Consider the following 16,813-nt stretch of genomic DNA (forward strand, 5'->3'; position numbering starts at 1 on the left):
CATCTTCGCGTGTGACCACGGCTGACGGCAGGTCTCCTGGCTCGCGGGTCGCTACCCATCGTCGCCTTCCCAGGACCGAGATGCCCAGTGGCTCATGACGAAGGATTCGCCGCTTACAGTTGCGGGGGCAGCCGCGGAATTGGGGATTTCCCCGCACCGCATTCCCTTTTGATCCCCAAAACGGGAACCGTCGGGAACTATGGTAGAAGTTTGTCAAAGTCCGAGTCAATGCGCCCCGGGGCGTCCGGCGATCCTCACTGGACGAGTGCGCTATTTTTGCCGCATGAGCAGGCCTGCCCGCCGCCTGTACCGGGGCGGGTAAACCTGCTTTAGGACGATCGATGAGTGTTGAGGCCGTAACCCTGACCAACGAGGAAGCCGCGCGCCGGCGGATCGGCGCGACGGCAGCGCTTGCCGCCCTCGTTGTGCTCTTGATGCTGATCTCGCTCGGCATCGGTCCGGTGCGGTTGTCGCCGCTTGCGGTGGCGGAAGCGCTGTTCGGTGGCGGCAGCGAAGTGTCGCAGGTGATCGTGCGGGAAATCCGCCTGCCGCGCACGCTGCTGGCGCTGGCGATCGGCGCCATTCTCGGGCTATCGGGCGCGTCGCTGCAGGGTTTGCTCCGCAATCCGCTGGCCTCGCCCTCGCTGTTCGGCGCGCCGCAATCGGCCGCGTTCGGCGCGGTGCTGGTGATTGCGCTCGGGCTGGCCGACGTGCGCTCCTATGCGCTCCCGGTAGCGGCGATCGTCGCGGCGTTCGCTTCGGTGTTCGTGCTTCTTGCGATCGCCGGCCGCAACGCCGGGCTGTTGATCCTGATCCTGTCCGGTCTTGCTATATCGAGCTTTGCAGGCGCCGCCACCGCGCTGGTGATGAACCTCTCCAGAAATCCCTTCCTGGTGCTGGAGATCGCGTTCTGGCTGCTCGGCTCGCTGGAGGACCGCAGCTTTCAGCATGTCATGCTGGCGTTTCCGTTCATCATTGCCGGTGCGATCATGCTGTTCAGCCAGCGCCATGCCTTTCGCGCGCTGAGCCTGGGCGAGGAAACCGCGCAGAGCCTTGGCGTCGATGTGGGCCGCCTGCGGCTGTTCGTGATTTCAGGCGTCGCGCTCGGTGTCGGCGGCGCGGTCGCCGTCACCGGCACCATCGGTTTCATCGGCCTGGTCGCGCCGCATCTGATGCGGCCCCTGATCGGCCACGACCCCGGGCGGCTGCTGGTGCCGAGCGCACTCGCGGGCTCGGCGCTGCTGCTGGCGGCGGACATCGCGGTGCGCATCATTCCCTCGACGTCGGACATCAAGGTCGGTGTGCTGACCTCGATCATCGGCGTGCCGTTCTTCCTCTATCTCATCATGCGCGAACGCCGCGCGCTCGGCGGAGGGGTCGCATGAGCAAAACGGCGCTGCTGACCGCAAGGGGGATAGGCGTGCGGCTCGCCGGCCGCGTCGTGCTGAAGGACGTTTCGCTGGCGCTGTCGGCGGGACACCTGGTGGCGCTGGTCGGCCCGAACGGCGCCGGCAAGACGACGTTGTTGCGAGCGCTGGCCGGGCTAATCCCCTCCGAAGGCGAGATCACTGTCGGCGGCGATGCGCTGGCCTCGCTGCCGCTTCGCGAGCGCGCCAAACGCTTCGGTTATCTGCCGCAGGGGCATCTCGTGCATTGGCCGCTGCCGGCGCGCGATATCGTGGCGCTCGGCCGCTACCCGCATGGCGCAACCGATCCGGCGCGGCTGTCGCCGAAGGACGCCGAGGCCGTGCTGCGCGCGATGCAGGCGGTCGACGTGATGGAGTTCAGCGATCGCCGCGTCACCGAGTTGTCCGGCGGCGAGCGCAGCCGCGTGGCGTTGGCGCGCGCGCTGGCGGTGGAGGCACCGATCATTCTGGCCGACGAGCCGACCGCCTCGCTCGATCCGCGGCACCAGATCGACGTCATGAAGAATTTGCGCGCGACCGCGGACAAGGGCGTGCTGGTCATCGTGGTGACGCACGATCTCGGGCTTGCTGCGCGGTTTGCCGACCATGTGCTGGTGCTGAAGGAAGGCAATCTAGTGTCGTGGGGCACGCCGAGCGAGGGGCTATCGGAGCGGGTGATGGCGGACGTGTTTCGGATCAGCGCCTACCGCGCGGAATATCAGCGCGAGGCGGTCATCGTGCCCTGGGCGGATATCTGATGCGACGGTCCGGCTTTCTTGTCGCGATCGCCGCGTTGGCGATGTCAGGCGGCGCAGTATTCGCGGCCAGCCCACCGCGTATGGTGTCGATGAATGTCTGCAGCGATCAGTTGCTGCTGACGTTGGCCGACCCCGAGCAGATTTTGGGCCTCAGCCGCTTCGCGCGCGACGGCTGGCAATCACCGGCGGGCGACATCAGCCGCTATCCGGTATTGTCAGGCGCGGCCGAGGACGTGCTCTTGCTCAAGCCGGATCTGGTCATGGCCAGCGCGTTTGACAAGCGCTCGACGCGGGAGCTGTTGAAGGCGAAGGGTCTTCATCTTGCCGAGCTCGCCGTGCCGCGAAACCTCGACGAAGCCCGCGCGCAGATCCGCGAGGTCGGCGACATGACCGGGCACCCCGATCGCGCGGCCGCCCAAATCGCGCGGCTCGACGCCGCGCTGGCGCGCGCCCGCCGTGCCGCCGCCGAGCGGCATTATCGCGTGCTGCCGCTGTCGCGGCGCGGCTGGGTGGCGGGTAGCGACAGCTTTCTCGGTTCGCTGCTGGGCGAAGTCGGGCTGCGCAGCGCCGCCGGCGATCTCGGCTTTAGCTTCGGCGGATTCGCCTCGCTGGAGGCGATCGTGTCCTTGAGGCCCGACTTCATCGTGGTTTCGCAAGCCGGCGATTATGCGCGAGACGACGGCCAGGCGTTTCTGGTCCATCCGGCGCTGGAGCGCTTCTACCCGCCGGAGCGGCGCATCGTGATTCCGGAGCGGCTGACGGAATGCGGCGGCGTGATGCTGGCCGACGCGCTGGATGCGCTGACGGCGGAGTTGAAGCGGGTGGGAGAGTGAATCCGCAAATACTGCGTCGTCCCTACGAACGCAGGGACCCATAACCACAGGACGTTGCAATTCAAGCAAGGCGTCAGCCGCCGCCTTCATCATTGGCGCCGCGGCGTATGGGTCCCTGCGTTCGCAGGGACGACGGCACGCATAAAGGTTATCCCTGAACCACCGGCCCACCTACCTTCTTCCACGCGTCCAGCCCGCCTTCGATATGGGCGGTGTTGGCCAGCCCCGCATTCTTGGCCGCGGCCACCGCCATCGCCGAACGTTCGCCGAAGGCGCAGAAGAACACGACCCGGCGGCCGGTGGCGGCGGCGACTTCGCGCAGCATGCCGCCAGGCTTGAGGCTCTCGGCGATGCCGGGGTAGGGCGCATGCAGCGCGCCCGAGATCGTGCCATGCTTGGCGCGCTCGCTGGTCTCGCGCAAATCCACCAGCAGGATGTCGGGCCGGCCAAGGCTCGCAATCGCGTCGCGCGCGCAGAGCGCGAGTCCCTGCTTGGCAAGCTCCTCCTGATGCAGGCCGACATGCATGTTGGCGGGCACCGCGACGTCCATCATCTTGGGGTTCGGCAGCTTCAGGTTCGCCATCAGCTCAATGTATTCGTCGACGTTGCGTACCTGCAGCCGTGGATTATAGCGGCGCTCCTCGCCGATGGTGGAAACCGTGTCGCCCTTGTAGTCATGGGCGGGGAATACCAGCGTCTCGTCCGGCAGTTTCAGAAGCCGGTTGAAGATCGATTCATATTGCGCCCGGGAAGAGCCGTTCTGGAAATCGGTGCGGCCGGTGCCGCGGATCAACAGCGTGTCGCCGGTGAAGACGCGGTCGCCCATCAAATAGCTATAGGAATCGTCGGTGTGGCCGGGCGTGTACATGACATCCAGGCACAACCCCTCGATCGTCACCTTATCGCCTTCGGACACCCGCATCGAGACCACGTCGGCCTTGCTCTGCTCGCCCATGATGGTGATGCACTGGGTGCGGTCGCGCAATTCGCCGAGGCCGGTGACGTGGTCGGCGTGCAGATGGGTGTCGACCGCCTTCACCAGCCGCAGATCGAGCTCGCGCAGAAGCTGGCAGTAGCGATCGGCCTTTTCCAGCACGGGATCGAGGATCAACGCCTCGCCGCCGGCGCGGCTCGCCAGCAGATAACTGTAGGTGCCGGACACGCTGTCGAAGAGTTGACGAAAGATCATGGCTACACGTCCGCGTTAACTCAGGTTGGATCAGGGCCGGATGTAGCTCCAGCCCGCTCCTGCAGTTCCATCAACTCTACCACGCCTGAGGGCGCGATGAAATTACGGCTCGCTCGCAATGAATTCACGGCCGCACTAACGTATACCCGTTCTCCGTCAGAAACAGGATCTGCGCGACGCCGACCTGCACCGGCGTGGCCGCGGCGATGAATTCCGGCCGTTTGCCGTGCTCGCGTTCGAGCGTATCGACGGTGTTGAGACAGACGTCGAAGCGCGCGCCTTGCGCGACCAGGCTCTCGACCATCTTGCGGTTGGGGTTTTCCGGGCGCAGCAGGTCGATGCCGGGGCCGAACGCGACGACCTCGATCGCCACCTTGTCAGGGTCGTAATGCTTCATCAGGTTGCTGGCGACGCTGAGCACGAGGCCCTGCTTGCGCGGATCGTTGTCGGAGAGTTGCAGCACGATTTTGTGCTCGGCGAACGGCTTGTCCTGCAGCGGTGCCTGCTGTGCGCGGGCCTCGGGCGCGGCGGTTGCGATCAGAAGCGCCGCTGATATCGCGCGAAGGATGGTCGAAAAGCCCGTCATGCCTGTCCCGCAATGCCCGGATTGCCTTCAACGCCTTTCAGCGTCACGCCCGGCGGCGAGCGGTTGGGCGGTTTGCCCGACCTCAGATGTTTGGCGACCACATCCCAGACCGGCGCGCCGGTCTGCTCGTTGACGGAAGCCCAGCCCGCCACTCTGTAGTGCTTGTCGGCTTCCAGCGCGCGGCCGTTGTCGAGCTTGAGCTCGGAAATCCGTGCGCCCACGGTTTCGGTCGGCGTGCAGGTGTAGGCGAGCCCCCGACGCGGACCATGTCACCGCCCTGCTGGTAGTATGGATCGGTGTTGAAGAGGTTGTCGCAGATGTCTTCCAGCACGTCCTTGATCTGCCCGCCGGTCATGGTCTGGACATAGGTCTCCGGATAGGTGACGGCGGTCTGCGCCATCACGTCCTCCATCGTTAGCGGCTGGCCGGCCAGCGCGGTGGTGCCCCAGCGAAAACCCGGCGACAGCGCGATCTCCGCGTTCAATTCGCCGAGCAGCGCGTCGCAGATCAGTTGATCCATGCTGCCGCTGAAATTGCCGCGGCGATAGAGCAGACGGTCGGCTACACCGACCTTCTCGCTGAGCGCAACTGCCTGCGGCTCGCGGATCTCATCGATCAGCGCCTGCATCGCCGGGTCGGGCTTTAGCAGTTCCGAGAACACCGGCAGCAGCCGATAGCGGACATCCTTTACCTTGCCCTTGCCGATCTCGAGATCGAGCACGCCCAGGAACTTGCCGTTCGAGCCGGCATTGGTGACGAGCGTGGTGCCGCTCGCGTTGGTGACGGCAATCGGTTGCGGCACGGCGTCATGGGTATGACCACCGAGAATGACGTCGATGCCGGTGACGCGGCTGGCGAGCTTGAGATCGACATCCATGCCGTTGTGCGAGAGCAGAATGACGGCGTCGACCTTGTCGTTGTTGCGATGCGTATCGACAAGCTTCTGCAGCTCCTCGTCGCGGATGCCGAACTTCCAGTCCGGCGTGAAGCGCTTCGGATGCGCGATCGGCACATAGGGGAATGCCTGTCCGATCACGGCAACGCGATAGCTGCCGATCTCCTTGATGATGGACGGCTTGAACACGCGCCCCGACGCCGGGTCGAACGCCTTGGCGTCGTTGAAGGCGGCTTCTTCCGTGAGATAGACGTTCTGCGCCAGGAACTCGCCCTTGAAGCGTTCGAGGTTGGCGCGCAGCGCCTTCTCGCCATAGGTGAATTCCCAATGACCGGTCATCGCCTCGATGCCGAGCAGGTTGGCGGCCTCCACCATGTCGACGCCACGCATGGTGTTGGCAAGGCCTGTGCCCTGCCAGAGATCGCCGCCGTCGAGCAGCAGCGAGCGGCCGGAGCCGGCTTCGCTCCGCATGCGATCAATCAACGTCTTTAGATGCGCGAAGCCGCCGAGCTTGCCGAACCGGCCGGCGGCCTTCTCGAACTCGACGCAGGTGAAAGCATAGGCATCGGCACTGTCCGGGCGGATGCCGAAGCGATCGAGAAACGCGCGTCCGACCAGATGCGGCGGGTTGCCCTGCATCGGTCCAACGCCGAGATTGACGCTCGGCTCGCGGAAGAACACCGGCCGAAGCTGCGCGTGCGTATCCGTGATGTGCAGGATACGTGCATTGCCGAAACGCTCGAGATCGTAAACGCCCCCATTATCGGCGCCGCGCGCCAGCCGTGGCAGGCTGCCGGACAGGGTGGCAGCGCCCGCTAGCGTCAGAAAATCGCGGCGGCGGATGGTCATGCGGGTCTCCGCGCGTCGTAACGGCGTCAGCGTATTTCCAGATCCTTCCAGCGCGTCTTCTCGCTGGTGGCCTGGAAGATCGAAGCTTTGGCCAGCGCCTCCGCTTCCCTGGCCGACGCGGTGGCCTTATCGAAATCACCCGCATCCGCCGCCTTCTTCGCCGCCGCCAGCGTGTTCGCCGTGGTGGTCCATTGGTTGCGTAGCTTGCCGGCCTCCTTGTTGGCGGCTTCAGCCGCGGCGTAGGCTGCCTTGAATTCGTCCTCGGAGCCCGCGGCGAGCGCGGGCGCAGCATCCGCGGCAAATAGCGACAGAACTAATGCGGATTTCTGCATCAAGTTCCTCATGGCCGCGCTCCCGGACCTGAAATCGGCAGTCCGTTGCTCACATAGGACAGGTAATATTCGACGTTGCGATATTCGTCGTCCTGCGGGCTGAGCGGCACTGCGCGGATCTGGCTGTTGCAGGTGGTGAAGCGCCGGCTGGTGGTGCCCATGCCGCTCCATTCCGAGCGGTAGATCGGCATTGCGTTGACGATGCCAAGCGCGGGCGCGAGCACCTCGGCGCGGATACGCTCGCCCGGGCTCTGCACGTGGCAGGTGGCGCAGGAGAAGTTGAGCTGGCCGCGCCGGGTGTAGAAATATTCCTTGCCGTTTTCGTAAGCCGCGAGCGCGCGCGGATCGTTCGGAATCTTGATGTCCATCGGCTTGCCGCGCGAGGTGAAGGCCATGTAGGCGGTCAGCGCCGCCATTTCGTCCTTCACATAGGAGAACGGCGGTTCGCCATTGGCCTCGCGGCAGCGGTTCAAGGCCAATTCAAGCGTGATGACCTTGCCTTCCTTCTCGTCGAAGTAAGGGTAGTTCTGGCGGATGCCGATGCCGCCGTTCGGGAAGCAGTCGGCATAGGTCTTGCCGTTCTTGAACGGCTTGGAGAACATTTCCTTGCCCATTTCGAGTGAGAACTCGTAGGGCGGGAACTGTTCCTTATCCTGCCACTGCCGATAAAGGTCCTCGTCCATCGAATAGGGACCGTTGACGAAGTCCTCGAACTTTACCTTGGGAAACTTGTCTCTGAAGAACTTCTGGAACGCCTTGGCGTCGGCGACAGGATCGATCTTGTCGTCGGCTGCCAACAGAGGCGGGCCCGCCAGCGTCAGCGCGGCGAGCGCAATCGCGGCGGATGCCAGAAAGATCGCGGATCGCAGCTTCATTGGATCTTCGCCGTGGTGGTGTCGGTCGCGCCCTTGTTGTCGACCCAGCTGATCTTCAGCTCGTCGCCCTTCTTGGCTCCCTTGAACGCGAACTTCACATAGGGGTCCTTGGAGATACCACCGCCCCAATCGGCGGCGAACACGTTCTTGCCGTCATGCTCGAAGGTGAGCTGCTGGATGAAGTGCGGCGGAATGGTCTCGCCCTTGGCGTTCTTGACGAAGCCGGAATCCATCGGGTGCTGGATCAGCGCCTGCACTTCGGTGATGTCGCCGCTCGAAGTGGCGCGCACGCGAATGGTCGATGCCATGTGAGTTCTCCTGCCTTAACCGCCGCAGCCGCCGACGGTGACTTTGACTTCCTTGGAGGCGCTGTAGAGCTTGCCGCCGGCTTCCACCAGCACGGTCACGTTGCTGGTCTTGGCCATCTTGATGCGGTTGGCGACGCTCGGCAGCGTGCCGGCCGGGATGTTGTACTTTGCGATCAGCACGTTCGGATTCTCGCTGACGAGGAACGCAACCGAGGTTACGTCGGCAAGGGTTGTAGAGACCGAGATCGGCACCACGGCGCCGTTCTCGGCAATTTCGGGCGCGTCCATCTTGACCTTGTCCGATGGCTCAGCGGTCTTGCCGTAGAGCGTCTTGATGACGTCGGCGTCACTCTTCTGCTTGAACGCCTCTTCCGGGTATTTGTCGTTGGCCGCGGCGAGCGCCGGCGTCAGGCCGAAGGGAAGGTTGCCGAGGCCGATGAGCGCGACTGCGCCTGCACCCTGCAGGATCAGTCGCCGCGTGGCCGAAAATCCAACATCAATCTTATTCATCGAAAATCTCCTAAAGCCTGCGTTGGCACGTCACAGGCTTGATCCCTCGTCTTGCGTTAAAGCGTCTGCAGGAAATCCACCACCGCGTCGATTTCCTTCTCGGTCAGGATACGGTTCCGTCCGAACGGCGGCATCACGGTGAGCGGATTGCGCAGGGTCTCGTCGTTGAGGATGGCGACGAGATCCTCGCGCTTCGGATATTTGCTCTTGATGTCGACCAGTTCGGGCCCGATCGTGCCGGGAAGGTTACCGCCCTTGATGACATGACAGGTCAGACAATTGCCCTTGCTGCGGTCGAAGGCCAGCTTGCGGCCTTCATCCACCGCGGACTGCGCGTGCGCGGCGCCCGCGGACGCCAGAGCGACGAGCAGCGCCAACGCCGGAAGCTTTGCGGATTTCGTCGGGAAATGATCGGTCACAGGCGTTTCCGTAATTTCTACTTCTGTTGCATCGTATCGAGCGGCCCGGTCGTGCGCGGCGTCAGATTCCTACCCTCAGCCGTCGACGATATCCTGACATCGGCGGCGTTGACGCAATCGTTCATGCAGGGCTTTGTCATCGTATCGGGGCGCGGATCGGTCCAGATGAAATTGTCGCGATTGCGCATTTTGACTTTCGGCAAACTGTTGCGATCGGCAACGAATTCATGGGGAACGAGATCGTTGAGGTTCAGAATATAGGCGGTCAAAGCATAAACGTCATCCGCTGACAATGTGTGCGGCGCCTGCATCGGCATGGCGCGGTTAATATAGTCCCACAGGGTCGGGGCGAACGGCCAGTGGCTGCCGACCGTCGGCTCCGGGCGCTCGTCCCGGAGCGATCCGACGCCGCCCACCAGCTTCGGAAACCGGCCTTCGCCTTCGCCGAAGGTTCCATGGCACGCCGCGCATTGTTCGGCATAAACCTCCGCGCCCCGGTCGACTGTGCCCTTGCCGGGCGGCAGGCCCGTTCCGTCCTCGCCGCGCACGTCGATGTCCCATCCGGCGATCTGCGCCGGCGTGGCCACGCTGCCGTAACCGAACGAGCCGGGTTCGGCCGCGCCGGCGACGCTTGCGGCGCAGGCAAGCAGAATGGCTACGATCGGCAGGCAAATCTTACGCGAGCTGTACATTGAAGACGCTTCCGTCTGATTTGACCTGCCAGGTCTGGATCGAATTGTTGTGGTAGACCGAGTTTGAGCCGCGCTGTGCGCGCAGTTGTGCAATTGTCGGCTGCACATAACCGGTCTCGTCGATAACGCGGGATGCGACCAGCGCGGGCCGGCCGTCCCAACGCCAGGGCAGGGTGAATTTGGTCAGCGCCTTCGACAGCACCGGCTCGTGCAGCCGCGCACTCTGCCAGTTGACGCCGCCGTCCATGGAGACATCGACACGCCTGACCTTGCCGTTGCCGGTCCAGGCCAGTCCCCGGATTTCATAGAGGCCGGGCCCATCGAGCGGCTTCTCGGGGCAGGGAAAGGTGACGACCGATTTGGCGTCGATCAGCCAGGTGAAGCCGCGCGAGGTGCCGTCCGGCATCAGGTCGGTGTATTTCGAGGTTTCCTCGCGGGTGTGCCACGGCTTTTCGCCGAGCTTGATCCGGCGCAGCCATTTGATGTTGACGTTGCCCTCCCAGCCCGGCACCACCAGCCGCAGCGGGTAGCCCTGTTCGGGCCGCAGCGCCTCGCCGTTCTGCGCATAGACCACGAGGCAATCGTCTAAGCATTTGTCGAGCGGCAGGCTGCGGTTCATATGCGCGCCGTCGGCGCCTTCGACCATCGCCCACTTCGCCTGATTTTTGATGCCGGTTTCCTCCAGCAGCGTTGACAGCTTGACCCCGGTCCATTCCGCGCAACTGACCATGCCGTGGCTGAACTGCAGCGAGTTCATCTGCGCGGCGCGCCAGTTCATGCCGCCATTGGCCGGGCATTCGATGAAATGGATGCGCGACACGGACGGGAAGCGCATGATGTCCTTCATCGTGAGAAGCAGCGGGCGCTCGACCAGCCCGTGGATCATCAGCTTGTGCTGCGCCGGGTCAATATCGGGGCGGCCGGCGTGATGGCGCTCGAAGAACAATCCGTTCGGTGTGATGATGCCGTGCAGGTCCTGCAGCGGCGAAAAGCTCACTGACGATTCCGCGCTTGCGGTCAACCAGGGCACGTTGCGGCGGATGACGGAAGCTTCGGTATCGGCCGGGCGGCCATAGGGCCGATCGACCACGCCAGCGCCGATCGATTGCGACCAGGGCGCGTCTGCGGGAGGAGACTCTTGCGCGGGGTCCGCTATGGCCTGTTTGCCGCCAACGGCGAGGCTGCCGGTCAGGACCGCGCCGAGGCCAAGAAAGCGGCGGCGGCCCATCGGGGTATCCGGGGCGGCAGGATCGGAGAGAACAGCTTTGCTGCGTAACGGGTCTGGCCGCACGTTTTCTTCCCCTCGCGGCCGCACCGCCGCAGCATTTCTTGCTTTTTTGAACCGGTATCCACATTTACTAATTTAGTCAATGCTAAAGAATGGCCGGCGCGCTAGTATGGTAGGTGTGCTTCGCAGGCGCGGAAAAACGATACCGGATTTGCAGTGATGAGAGCAGCCGCCCCGGCAGCCCAGAAAATTGAACAAGAGACTGCGCAAGAGACCGCCTTCGCCACCGGCGCCGACGACGCGGCGGCGCTGAAGAAGCTGGCGAAGCAGGCCGGTGACGCCGCGCAGCTCCTGAAAATGCTCGCCAATGAAAAGCGTCTGCTGATCCTCTGCTTTCTTGCCGTGCGCGGAGAGATGACCGTGGGCGAACTGGTCGCCGTCGTGAATCTCAGCCAGTCCGCACTGTCGCAGCATCTGGCGAAATTGCGCGCCGACGGCCTGGTGGAATTCCGCCGGACCTCGCAGACGCTGCATTATCGCGTTGCCGACCAGCGCACACTGCGTCTGCTAGGGGTGTTGAAGGAGATATTCTGCGGCGATCTGAAGTGATCGCCGCGCCACTGATTTTTTCGGGACCGAACTGCGATGGCTGAGTATGTGGTGGAATTCGGTAAGGATGGCCGGCCGGTCGAGCCCGACGGCCGGCTCGACGCGGCGGCATTCCACCGCAACCACGAACCGATCTGGGCGGCGCTGCAGAAATTTCTCGCCGGCAAATCCGGTGACGCGCTGGAGGCCGGCAGCGGCACCGGCCAGCATGTGGTGCATTTCGCAAGGCACACGCCCGACATCACCTGGTGGCCGAGCGATCTCAATGAACGACATCTCAGGAGCATCGAAGCGTGGCGCACGCATGCCGGTCTGCCGAACATTCGTTCGCCGCTGCGGGCCGATCTCGCCGATCCAGCCTGGTGCCCGGCGATGCATGACGGCAGCGGACCGGGCAAACTGCTGGCGGTGTTCTGCGCCAATGTGATTCACATCGCGCCCTGGCGCGTGGCCGAGGGTCTGTTCGCCGGCGCGGCGCGCTATCTCCGCGATGACGGACGGCTGTTTCTCTATGGCCCGTTCAAGCGCGAAGGCAAGCACACCGCGATCAGCAACGCCGTGTTCGACACCAGCCTGCGCGAGCAGGACGCCGAATGGGGCGTGCGCGATATCGGAGAACTCAGTACATTGGCCGAGACGGTCGGCCTTACGTTGATGGAAACCGTACCAATGCCGGCCAACAACATGATTGTGGCCTTCGCGCCATCCACAAAGGGTGACGTCGTCGCATAGCGCGCGCCCGTTTGCGTCGGTTGATCGCGCCGCCCCGTGTCTTCATAGTGCCGCGGAATCAATCAATAAGGCTCCCGGCCCGGGGCCTGCCGGGCGGGAATGCCGATGCTGGATACGACAGCTACCGAAGATATATCAAACGATGCCCGCGCGCGCGCCAACGTGCTGCGGCTCGCCGCGGCGCAGGCGCTGACCGGCGCCAATTCGGCGGTGATTTTCGCCACCGGCTCGATCGTCGGCGCGACCCTGGCGCCGACCATCTCGCTCGCCACCGTGCCGCTGTCGATGTACGTGCTGGGGCTCGCCGCCGGCACGCTGCCGACGGGCGCGATCTCGCGCGCCTATGGCCGCCGTGCCGCGTTCATCATTGGTACCTTCTGCGGAATCCTCACCGGTGCACTCGCCGCCGCCGCCGTTCTCTATGCGTCGTTCTGGCTGTTCTGCTGCGCGACTTTCCTCGGCGGCCTCTACGGCGCAGTCGCGCAGTCCTATCGTTTTGCCGCCGCTGACGGCGCCAGCACAGCGTTCCGGCCGAAAGCCATGTCCTGGGTGATGGCCGGCGGCGTGTTCGCCGGCGTGCTCGGTCCGCAGCTCGTGCAGTGGACCATGGATATCTGGCCGCCATATCTGTTTGCGTTCAGCTTCGTGGTGCAGGCGTTCGTCGCGCTGGTTGCAACGGCGGTGCTGTGGGGCGTCGACGCGCCGAAGCCGGCCCCGTCGGACATGCATGGCGGGCGGCCGCTGTTCGAGATTGCACGGCAACCGCGCTTCATTGCCGCGGCGCTGTGCGGCGTGATTGCTTATCCCATGATGAATCTCGTCATGACTTCTGCGCCGCTCGCCATGAAGATGTGCGGGCTCACGGTGAGCGATTCCAATTTCGGCATCCAGTGGCACATCGTGGCGATGTACGGCCCGAGCTTCTTCACGGGCTCGCTGATCGCGCGTTTCGGCGCACCGACAATTGTGGCACTTGGCCTGACCCTGGAAGCTGCCGCGGCGGCAATCGGCCTTTCCGGCATCACCGCACTGCATTTCGGGGCGACGCTGATCGTGCTCGGCGTCGGCTGGAATTTCGCGTTTATCGGCGCCTCGGCATTGGTGCTGGAGACGCACCGGCCGCAAGAGCGCAACAAGGTGCAGGCGTTCAACGATTTCCTGATCTTCGGGATGATGGCGTTGGGGTCATTCTCGTCCGGTCAGTTGCTGGCGCATTACGGCTGGTCGATGGTAAACATGGTGGTGTTCCCGCCGGTACTGCTCGGCCTTGCAGTGCTGTCATTTGCGTCGTTTGCCAAGCGTCGCGCGAAGCTGCAGGCGGTCGACGAGATTCCAGGTCCGAGTGTCTAATTACCGGAGGTCCCATGCCGTCGCGCGCCCGTCTTGATGAGTTCATCGCCGCCGTCGTCTCCGGCGATCATGCCGGCGCGATCGAGCGCTTCTACACCGAGGACGCCAGCATGCAGGAGAACGCCGCTCCGCCACGGGTCGGCCGCGACGTGCTGGCGGCGCATGAGCGCGCGGTGTTGGAGCGGGTCAAAAGCGTGACCTCGACCTGCGTGACGTCCGTCGTCGAGGGCGATCATGTCGCGATCCACTGGATTTTCGACTTTGTCTTTCATTCAGGCAAGACCGGGCGGTTCGACGAAGTGGCCTTGCAGGAATGGCGCGGCGACAAGGTTTGGCGCGAGCGGTTCTTCTACGATCCGTCGAAACCGGCTTAGCTGCCACCTGCTGACAGTTCGGCCGGCACCGAAGCAATTTTCGCGGCGACCTGCTACTATCACCGTCATGGCCGGGCTTGTCCCGGCCATCCACGTCTTTAGTTCCCTGAAAGCGTGAAGGACGTGGATGTGCGGGACAGGCCCGCGCGGTGAGCAAGAAGCAAGAAAAAGTGGACGCATCCAACTTCACTCCGATCGACGAAACCTCCATCCGCTACGACGGCTGGCACATCGTCGTCGTCTGTTTCCTGCTGGCAACCTTCGGCTGGGGGCTCGGCTTCTACGGCCAGAGCGTCTATGTCGCCGAGCTGCAGCGGCTGCACGGCTGGCCGGCGTCGCTGATTTCGTCCGGCACCACGTTCTTCTATCTGTTCGGCGCCGCACTGGTCGCCTTCGTCAGCGAAGCCATCAAGGCGGTCGGTCCGCGCAACTGCCTGATCGCAGGCACGTTGGCGATGGCCGCGGCGGCCGTCTCGATCGGTCAGGTGCGCGAGCCTTGGCAGCTTTACCTCGCCAATGCCGTACTCGCGTTCGGCTGGGCCGGCACCAGCCTCGGCATCATCACCAATACGCTGGGGCTGTGGTTCGACAACAAGCGCGGCATGGCGATCAGCCTGGCGCTGAATGGCGCGAGCTTTGGCGGGATCGTCGGCGTGCCGCTGCTGGTGACCGCGATCGGCTATTTCGGCTTCTCTGGCGCGATGATGGCGTCGGCCGTCGTAATGGTTGCGTTGATGGTGCCGGTGATTCTGCTGCTGGTCGGACGGCCGCCGCTTCACCTGAGCACGGGCGGGCTCGATACGGCCGACGCGCCGTCGCCGACGCAAATTCGCGCACGCGCCTTTCGCGACATCGGCTTTCTCTCGGTGTCGTCGGCGTTCGCACTGGTGCTGTTCGCGCAGGTCGGCTTCATCGTCCACCTGATCGCGTTTCTCGATTCGGTGATCGGGCGGCAGCGCGCGGCGATTGCGGTGGCACTGTTGACGGCGATGGCGGTGGTCGGTCGTGTGCTGTTTTCTTTCGTGATCGATCGGATGAACCAGCGGCTGGCGTCCTCGCTTTCCTTCGTCAGCCAGGCGGTGGCGCTGCTCATTGTCATCAATGTGCATAACGATTACGTGCTGATCGCAGCCTGCGCGCTGTTCGGCTTTTCCGTCGGCAACCTCATCACATTGCCGGCGCTGATCGTGCAGCGCGAATTCGATCCGCGTTCATTCGGCGTGCTGGTCAGTTTGATCACGGCGATCAACCAGATCACGTATGCGTTCGGTCCCGGCGTGGTGGGATTGCTGCGGGATCTGTCGGGTAGTTATGCGTTGCCGTTCTACGGGTGCATCGGAGTCGAGCTGACGGCGGCGGTGCTGATCATGATCCGCGGGCGTTCTCGTCATTCCGGGCTGGTGCGTTAGCACCAGATCCGGTATCTCGAGATTCTCAGGCGCGCAACTGCGCACCATAGTTCGATGCTGCGCATCGCCCCGGAATGACGGAGAGAGCTACGCTTCCCGCTGCCGCAGCAAATCCTCCAGATCCAGCCGCTTGGTGAACATCGCGAGCGATCCGTCGGGTGCGCGTGGCCATTCTTCTTTCGGCCGGTCGCGATAGAGTTCGACGCCGTTCTGATCGGGGTCGCGCAAATAGAGCGCCTCGCTGACGCCGTGGTCGCTGGCGCCGTCGAGCTCGATGCCGGCCCGGATCACACGATACAGCGCATCCGCCAGCGCCGGGCGGGTGGGATAGAGAATGGCGGTGTGAAACAGGCCGGTGGTGCCCGGCGGCGGCGGATGGCCGCCTTTGCTTTCCCAGGTGTTTAGGCCGATGTGATGGTGATAACCGCCGGCCGAAATGAACGCGGCGCCAGAACCCATCCGCTGCATCACCTCAAAGCCGAGCACGCCGCAATAGAAGCCGAGCGCGCGGTCGAGATCGGCGACCTTGAGATGGACATGCCCGATCCGCGTGCCGGCGACGATGGGTGGGGATTGGGGCATGTTGTGACTCCGTTCGGAAGTTTGCGTGCCCCGGATGCTGCGCAGCGTATCAGCGGTGCGCTGCTAAGCCGGGGCCCACATTGAGTGCCGGCATGGGTCCCGGCTCTGCGGAGCAGCGCCATAGCGCGTCGAAGACGCGCGTGAACGCGCTTGTGGCGCTCCACCGCATCCGGGACACGTAGGCGCGGATTCTCGTCACACAAGATCCGATACCTCGCCGTTCGGCAGCCCGAACTCAAACGTGTTCAGCGTCATCGACACCATCGTGTAATAGCCGCACAGCCCGATCACCTCGACAATCCCGCGTTCGGTGAGCACATTTACCGCTTCGTCATACAGCGCTTGCGACACGCCGTGGCCCTCATGCAGCGACTTGGCGAGATCATAGATCATCTGGCCCTTGGGGTCATCGAAGGCGGGCGTGCGACGGTCGCGGATGTCCTCGATGATTTTCGGGTCCATGCCGCCATTCAGCGCCAGGCGCTTGTGCGCGTACCATTCGTAATGCGACGTCCAGTGCCGCGCAGTGACGAGAATGGCAATCTCGGAAAGCTTTGCCGGAAAGATCGTGTTGAAACGGAGCTGCTCGCCAAGCCGCGTGGCGTGCCGCGCCATCTCCGGACTGTTGAGCCAGGCCATCATCGGCGCGGGCGGGGCGCCGCGCTTGCCGGCGATGGCCTCGTCGTAGGTTTCTTTCTGGTCGGCGCTCATTTCGCCAGGCGAAAGCAACTTCAGCCGCATGCCGGTTTCCTCTTGTTTTTCAATCGTTATCGCCTAGCGCATACACCCGATCGGGCAGCGTGACCACCGCCAGAGCGGCATGGGCTGATGTCAGACATATATTGAATTCCGCAACGCGAGGGCTAAGGTCGCTTCC

19 protein-coding genes, 1 pseudogene and 1 riboswitch are annotated in these 16,813 nt (G+C 63.9%); of the genes and pseudogenes, 8 read left to right on the plus strand and 12 right to left on the minus strand.

Annotation, left to right across the window (positions count from 1 at the left end; all coding sequences use genetic code 11):
* Positions 1-8 precede the first annotated feature (8 nt).
* Positions 9-207: riboswitch (cobalamin riboswitch) on the minus strand.
* 134 nt (positions 208-341) lie between these two features.
* From ACFXS9_RS36220 to ACFXS9_RS36230, 3 genes are read left to right on the plus strand one after another with little or no spacing between them, the layout of a single operon-like run.
* Positions 342-1,385 (plus strand): FecCD family ABC transporter permease, encoded by a 1,044-nt coding sequence (locus ACFXS9_RS36220; RefSeq protein ID WP_392697760.1) that lies wholly within the window; start codon positions 342-344, stop codon positions 1,383-1,385.
* On the plus strand, positions 1,382-2,164 hold the full coding sequence (locus tag ACFXS9_RS36225) for an ABC transporter ATP-binding protein (protein ID WP_392697761.1): 783 nt from the start codon (positions 1,382-1,384) through the stop codon (positions 2,162-2,164). The genes ACFXS9_RS36220 and ACFXS9_RS36225 overlap by 4 nt, the downstream gene beginning before the upstream one ends.
* Positions 2,164-2,997, plus strand: a complete 834-nt coding sequence (locus ACFXS9_RS36230) for an ABC transporter substrate-binding protein (protein WP_392697764.1) — start codon at positions 2,164-2,166, stop codon at positions 2,995-2,997. The genes ACFXS9_RS36225 and ACFXS9_RS36230 overlap by 1 nt, the downstream gene beginning before the upstream one ends.
* Positions 2,998-3,145: 148 nt before the next feature.
* On the opposite strand, the gene ACFXS9_RS36235 is transcribed toward ACFXS9_RS36230, so the two are convergent.
* The 10 genes and pseudogenes from ACFXS9_RS36235 to soxC all read right to left on the minus strand — a co-directional run bounded on the left by ACFXS9_RS36235 (position 3,146) and on the right by soxC (position 10,880).
* Positions 3,146-4,186 (minus strand): MBL fold metallo-hydrolase, encoded by a 1,041-nt coding sequence (locus ACFXS9_RS36235; RefSeq protein ID WP_392697767.1) that lies wholly within the window; start codon positions 4,184-4,186, stop codon positions 3,146-3,148.
* A gap of 124 nt (positions 4,187-4,310) precedes the next feature.
* Positions 4,311-4,772, minus strand: a complete 462-nt coding sequence (locus ACFXS9_RS36240) for a hypothetical protein (protein WP_392697770.1) — start codon at positions 4,770-4,772, stop codon at positions 4,311-4,313.
* Positions 4,769-6,516, minus strand: a pseudogene (gene soxB / locus ACFXS9_RS36245) (thiosulfohydrolase SoxB). Before soxB ends, ACFXS9_RS36240 begins: the two are co-directional and overlap by 4 nt.
* 26 nt (positions 6,517-6,542) lie before the next feature.
* Complete coding sequence (locus ACFXS9_RS36250) at positions 6,543-6,848, minus strand: hypothetical protein (RefSeq protein WP_392700191.1); 306 nt, start codon at positions 6,846-6,848, stop codon at positions 6,543-6,545.
* A gap of 8 nt (positions 6,849-6,856) precedes the next feature.
* Positions 6,857-7,723 carry a sulfur oxidation c-type cytochrome SoxA gene (gene soxA, locus ACFXS9_RS36255; RefSeq protein ID WP_392697776.1) on the minus strand — a complete coding sequence of 289 codons (867 nt, stop codon included), beginning with the start codon at positions 7,721-7,723 and terminating at the stop codon, positions 6,857-6,859.
* Positions 7,720-8,031 carry a thiosulfate oxidation carrier complex protein SoxZ gene (soxZ, locus tag ACFXS9_RS36260; protein WP_392697779.1) on the minus strand — a complete coding sequence of 104 codons (312 nt, stop codon included), beginning with the start codon at positions 8,029-8,031 and terminating at the stop codon, positions 7,720-7,722. The genes soxA and soxZ overlap by 4 nt, the downstream gene beginning before the upstream one ends.
* A gap of 15 nt (positions 8,032-8,046) precedes the next feature.
* Complete coding sequence (gene soxY, locus ACFXS9_RS36265; protein ID WP_057841278.1) at positions 8,047-8,541, minus strand: thiosulfate oxidation carrier protein SoxY; 495 nt, start codon at positions 8,539-8,541, stop codon at positions 8,047-8,049.
* 56 nt (positions 8,542-8,597) lie between these two features.
* A complete protein-coding gene (gene soxX, locus ACFXS9_RS36270; RefSeq protein ID WP_392700193.1) occupies positions 8,598-8,918 on the minus strand; it encodes a sulfur oxidation c-type cytochrome SoxX in 321 nt (106 codons plus the stop codon).
* 59 nt (positions 8,919-8,977) lie between these two features.
* On the minus strand, positions 8,978-9,652 hold the full coding sequence (locus ACFXS9_RS36275; RefSeq protein ID WP_392697782.1) for a c-type cytochrome: 675 nt from the start codon (positions 9,650-9,652) through the stop codon (positions 8,978-8,980).
* On the minus strand, positions 9,636-10,880 hold the full coding sequence (gene soxC, locus ACFXS9_RS36280; protein ID WP_392700195.1) for a sulfite dehydrogenase: 1,245 nt from the start codon (positions 10,878-10,880) through the stop codon (positions 9,636-9,638). Before soxC ends, ACFXS9_RS36275 begins: the two co-directional genes overlap by 17 nt.
* A gap of 219 nt (positions 10,881-11,099) precedes the next feature.
* Here soxC and ACFXS9_RS36285 point away from each other — a divergent pair, with 219 nt between their 5' ends.
* From ACFXS9_RS36285 to ACFXS9_RS36305, 5 genes are all read left to right on the plus strand, one after another.
* Positions 11,100-11,489, plus strand: coding sequence for an ArsR/SmtB family transcription factor (locus tag ACFXS9_RS36285; protein ID WP_392697785.1), 390 nt, complete (start codon positions 11,100-11,102; stop codon positions 11,487-11,489).
* 36 nt (positions 11,490-11,525) lie between these two features.
* Complete coding sequence (locus tag ACFXS9_RS36290) at positions 11,526-12,221, plus strand: DUF938 domain-containing protein (RefSeq protein WP_392697786.1); 696 nt, start codon at positions 11,526-11,528, stop codon at positions 12,219-12,221.
* A gap of 105 nt (positions 12,222-12,326) precedes the next feature.
* Positions 12,327-13,571: an MFS transporter gene (locus tag ACFXS9_RS36295; protein ID WP_392697789.1), complete on the plus strand. Its 1,245-nt coding sequence runs from the start codon at positions 12,327-12,329 to the stop codon at positions 13,569-13,571.
* A gap of 14 nt (positions 13,572-13,585) precedes the next feature.
* Positions 13,586-13,945: a nuclear transport factor 2 family protein gene (locus tag ACFXS9_RS36300; protein ID WP_392697792.1), complete on the plus strand. Its 360-nt coding sequence runs from the start codon at positions 13,586-13,588 to the stop codon at positions 13,943-13,945.
* 170 nt (positions 13,946-14,115) lie between these two features.
* Positions 14,116-15,354 (plus strand): MFS transporter, encoded by a 1,239-nt coding sequence (locus ACFXS9_RS36305; protein ID WP_392700196.1) that lies wholly within the window; start codon positions 14,116-14,118, stop codon positions 15,352-15,354.
* An 87-nt stretch (positions 15,355-15,441) separates the two neighbouring features.
* On the opposite strand, the gene ACFXS9_RS36310 is transcribed toward ACFXS9_RS36305, so the two are convergent.
* Together ACFXS9_RS36310 and ACFXS9_RS36315 are read right to left on the minus strand one after the other, a co-directional pair.
* Positions 15,442-15,936, minus strand: coding sequence for a VOC family protein (locus tag ACFXS9_RS36310; RefSeq protein WP_392697794.1), 495 nt, complete (start codon positions 15,934-15,936; stop codon positions 15,442-15,444).
* A 195-nt stretch (positions 15,937-16,131) separates the two neighbouring features.
* Positions 16,132-16,677: a carboxymuconolactone decarboxylase family protein gene (locus ACFXS9_RS36315; RefSeq protein ID WP_392697796.1), complete on the minus strand. Its 546-nt coding sequence runs from the start codon at positions 16,675-16,677 to the stop codon at positions 16,132-16,134.
* Positions 16,678-16,813 lie beyond the last annotated feature (136 nt).

Source organism: Bradyrhizobium sp. RDI18 (assembly GCF_043203335.1).
Classification (GTDB): Bacteria; Pseudomonadota; Alphaproteobacteria; order Rhizobiales; family Xanthobacteraceae; genus Bradyrhizobium; species Bradyrhizobium retamae.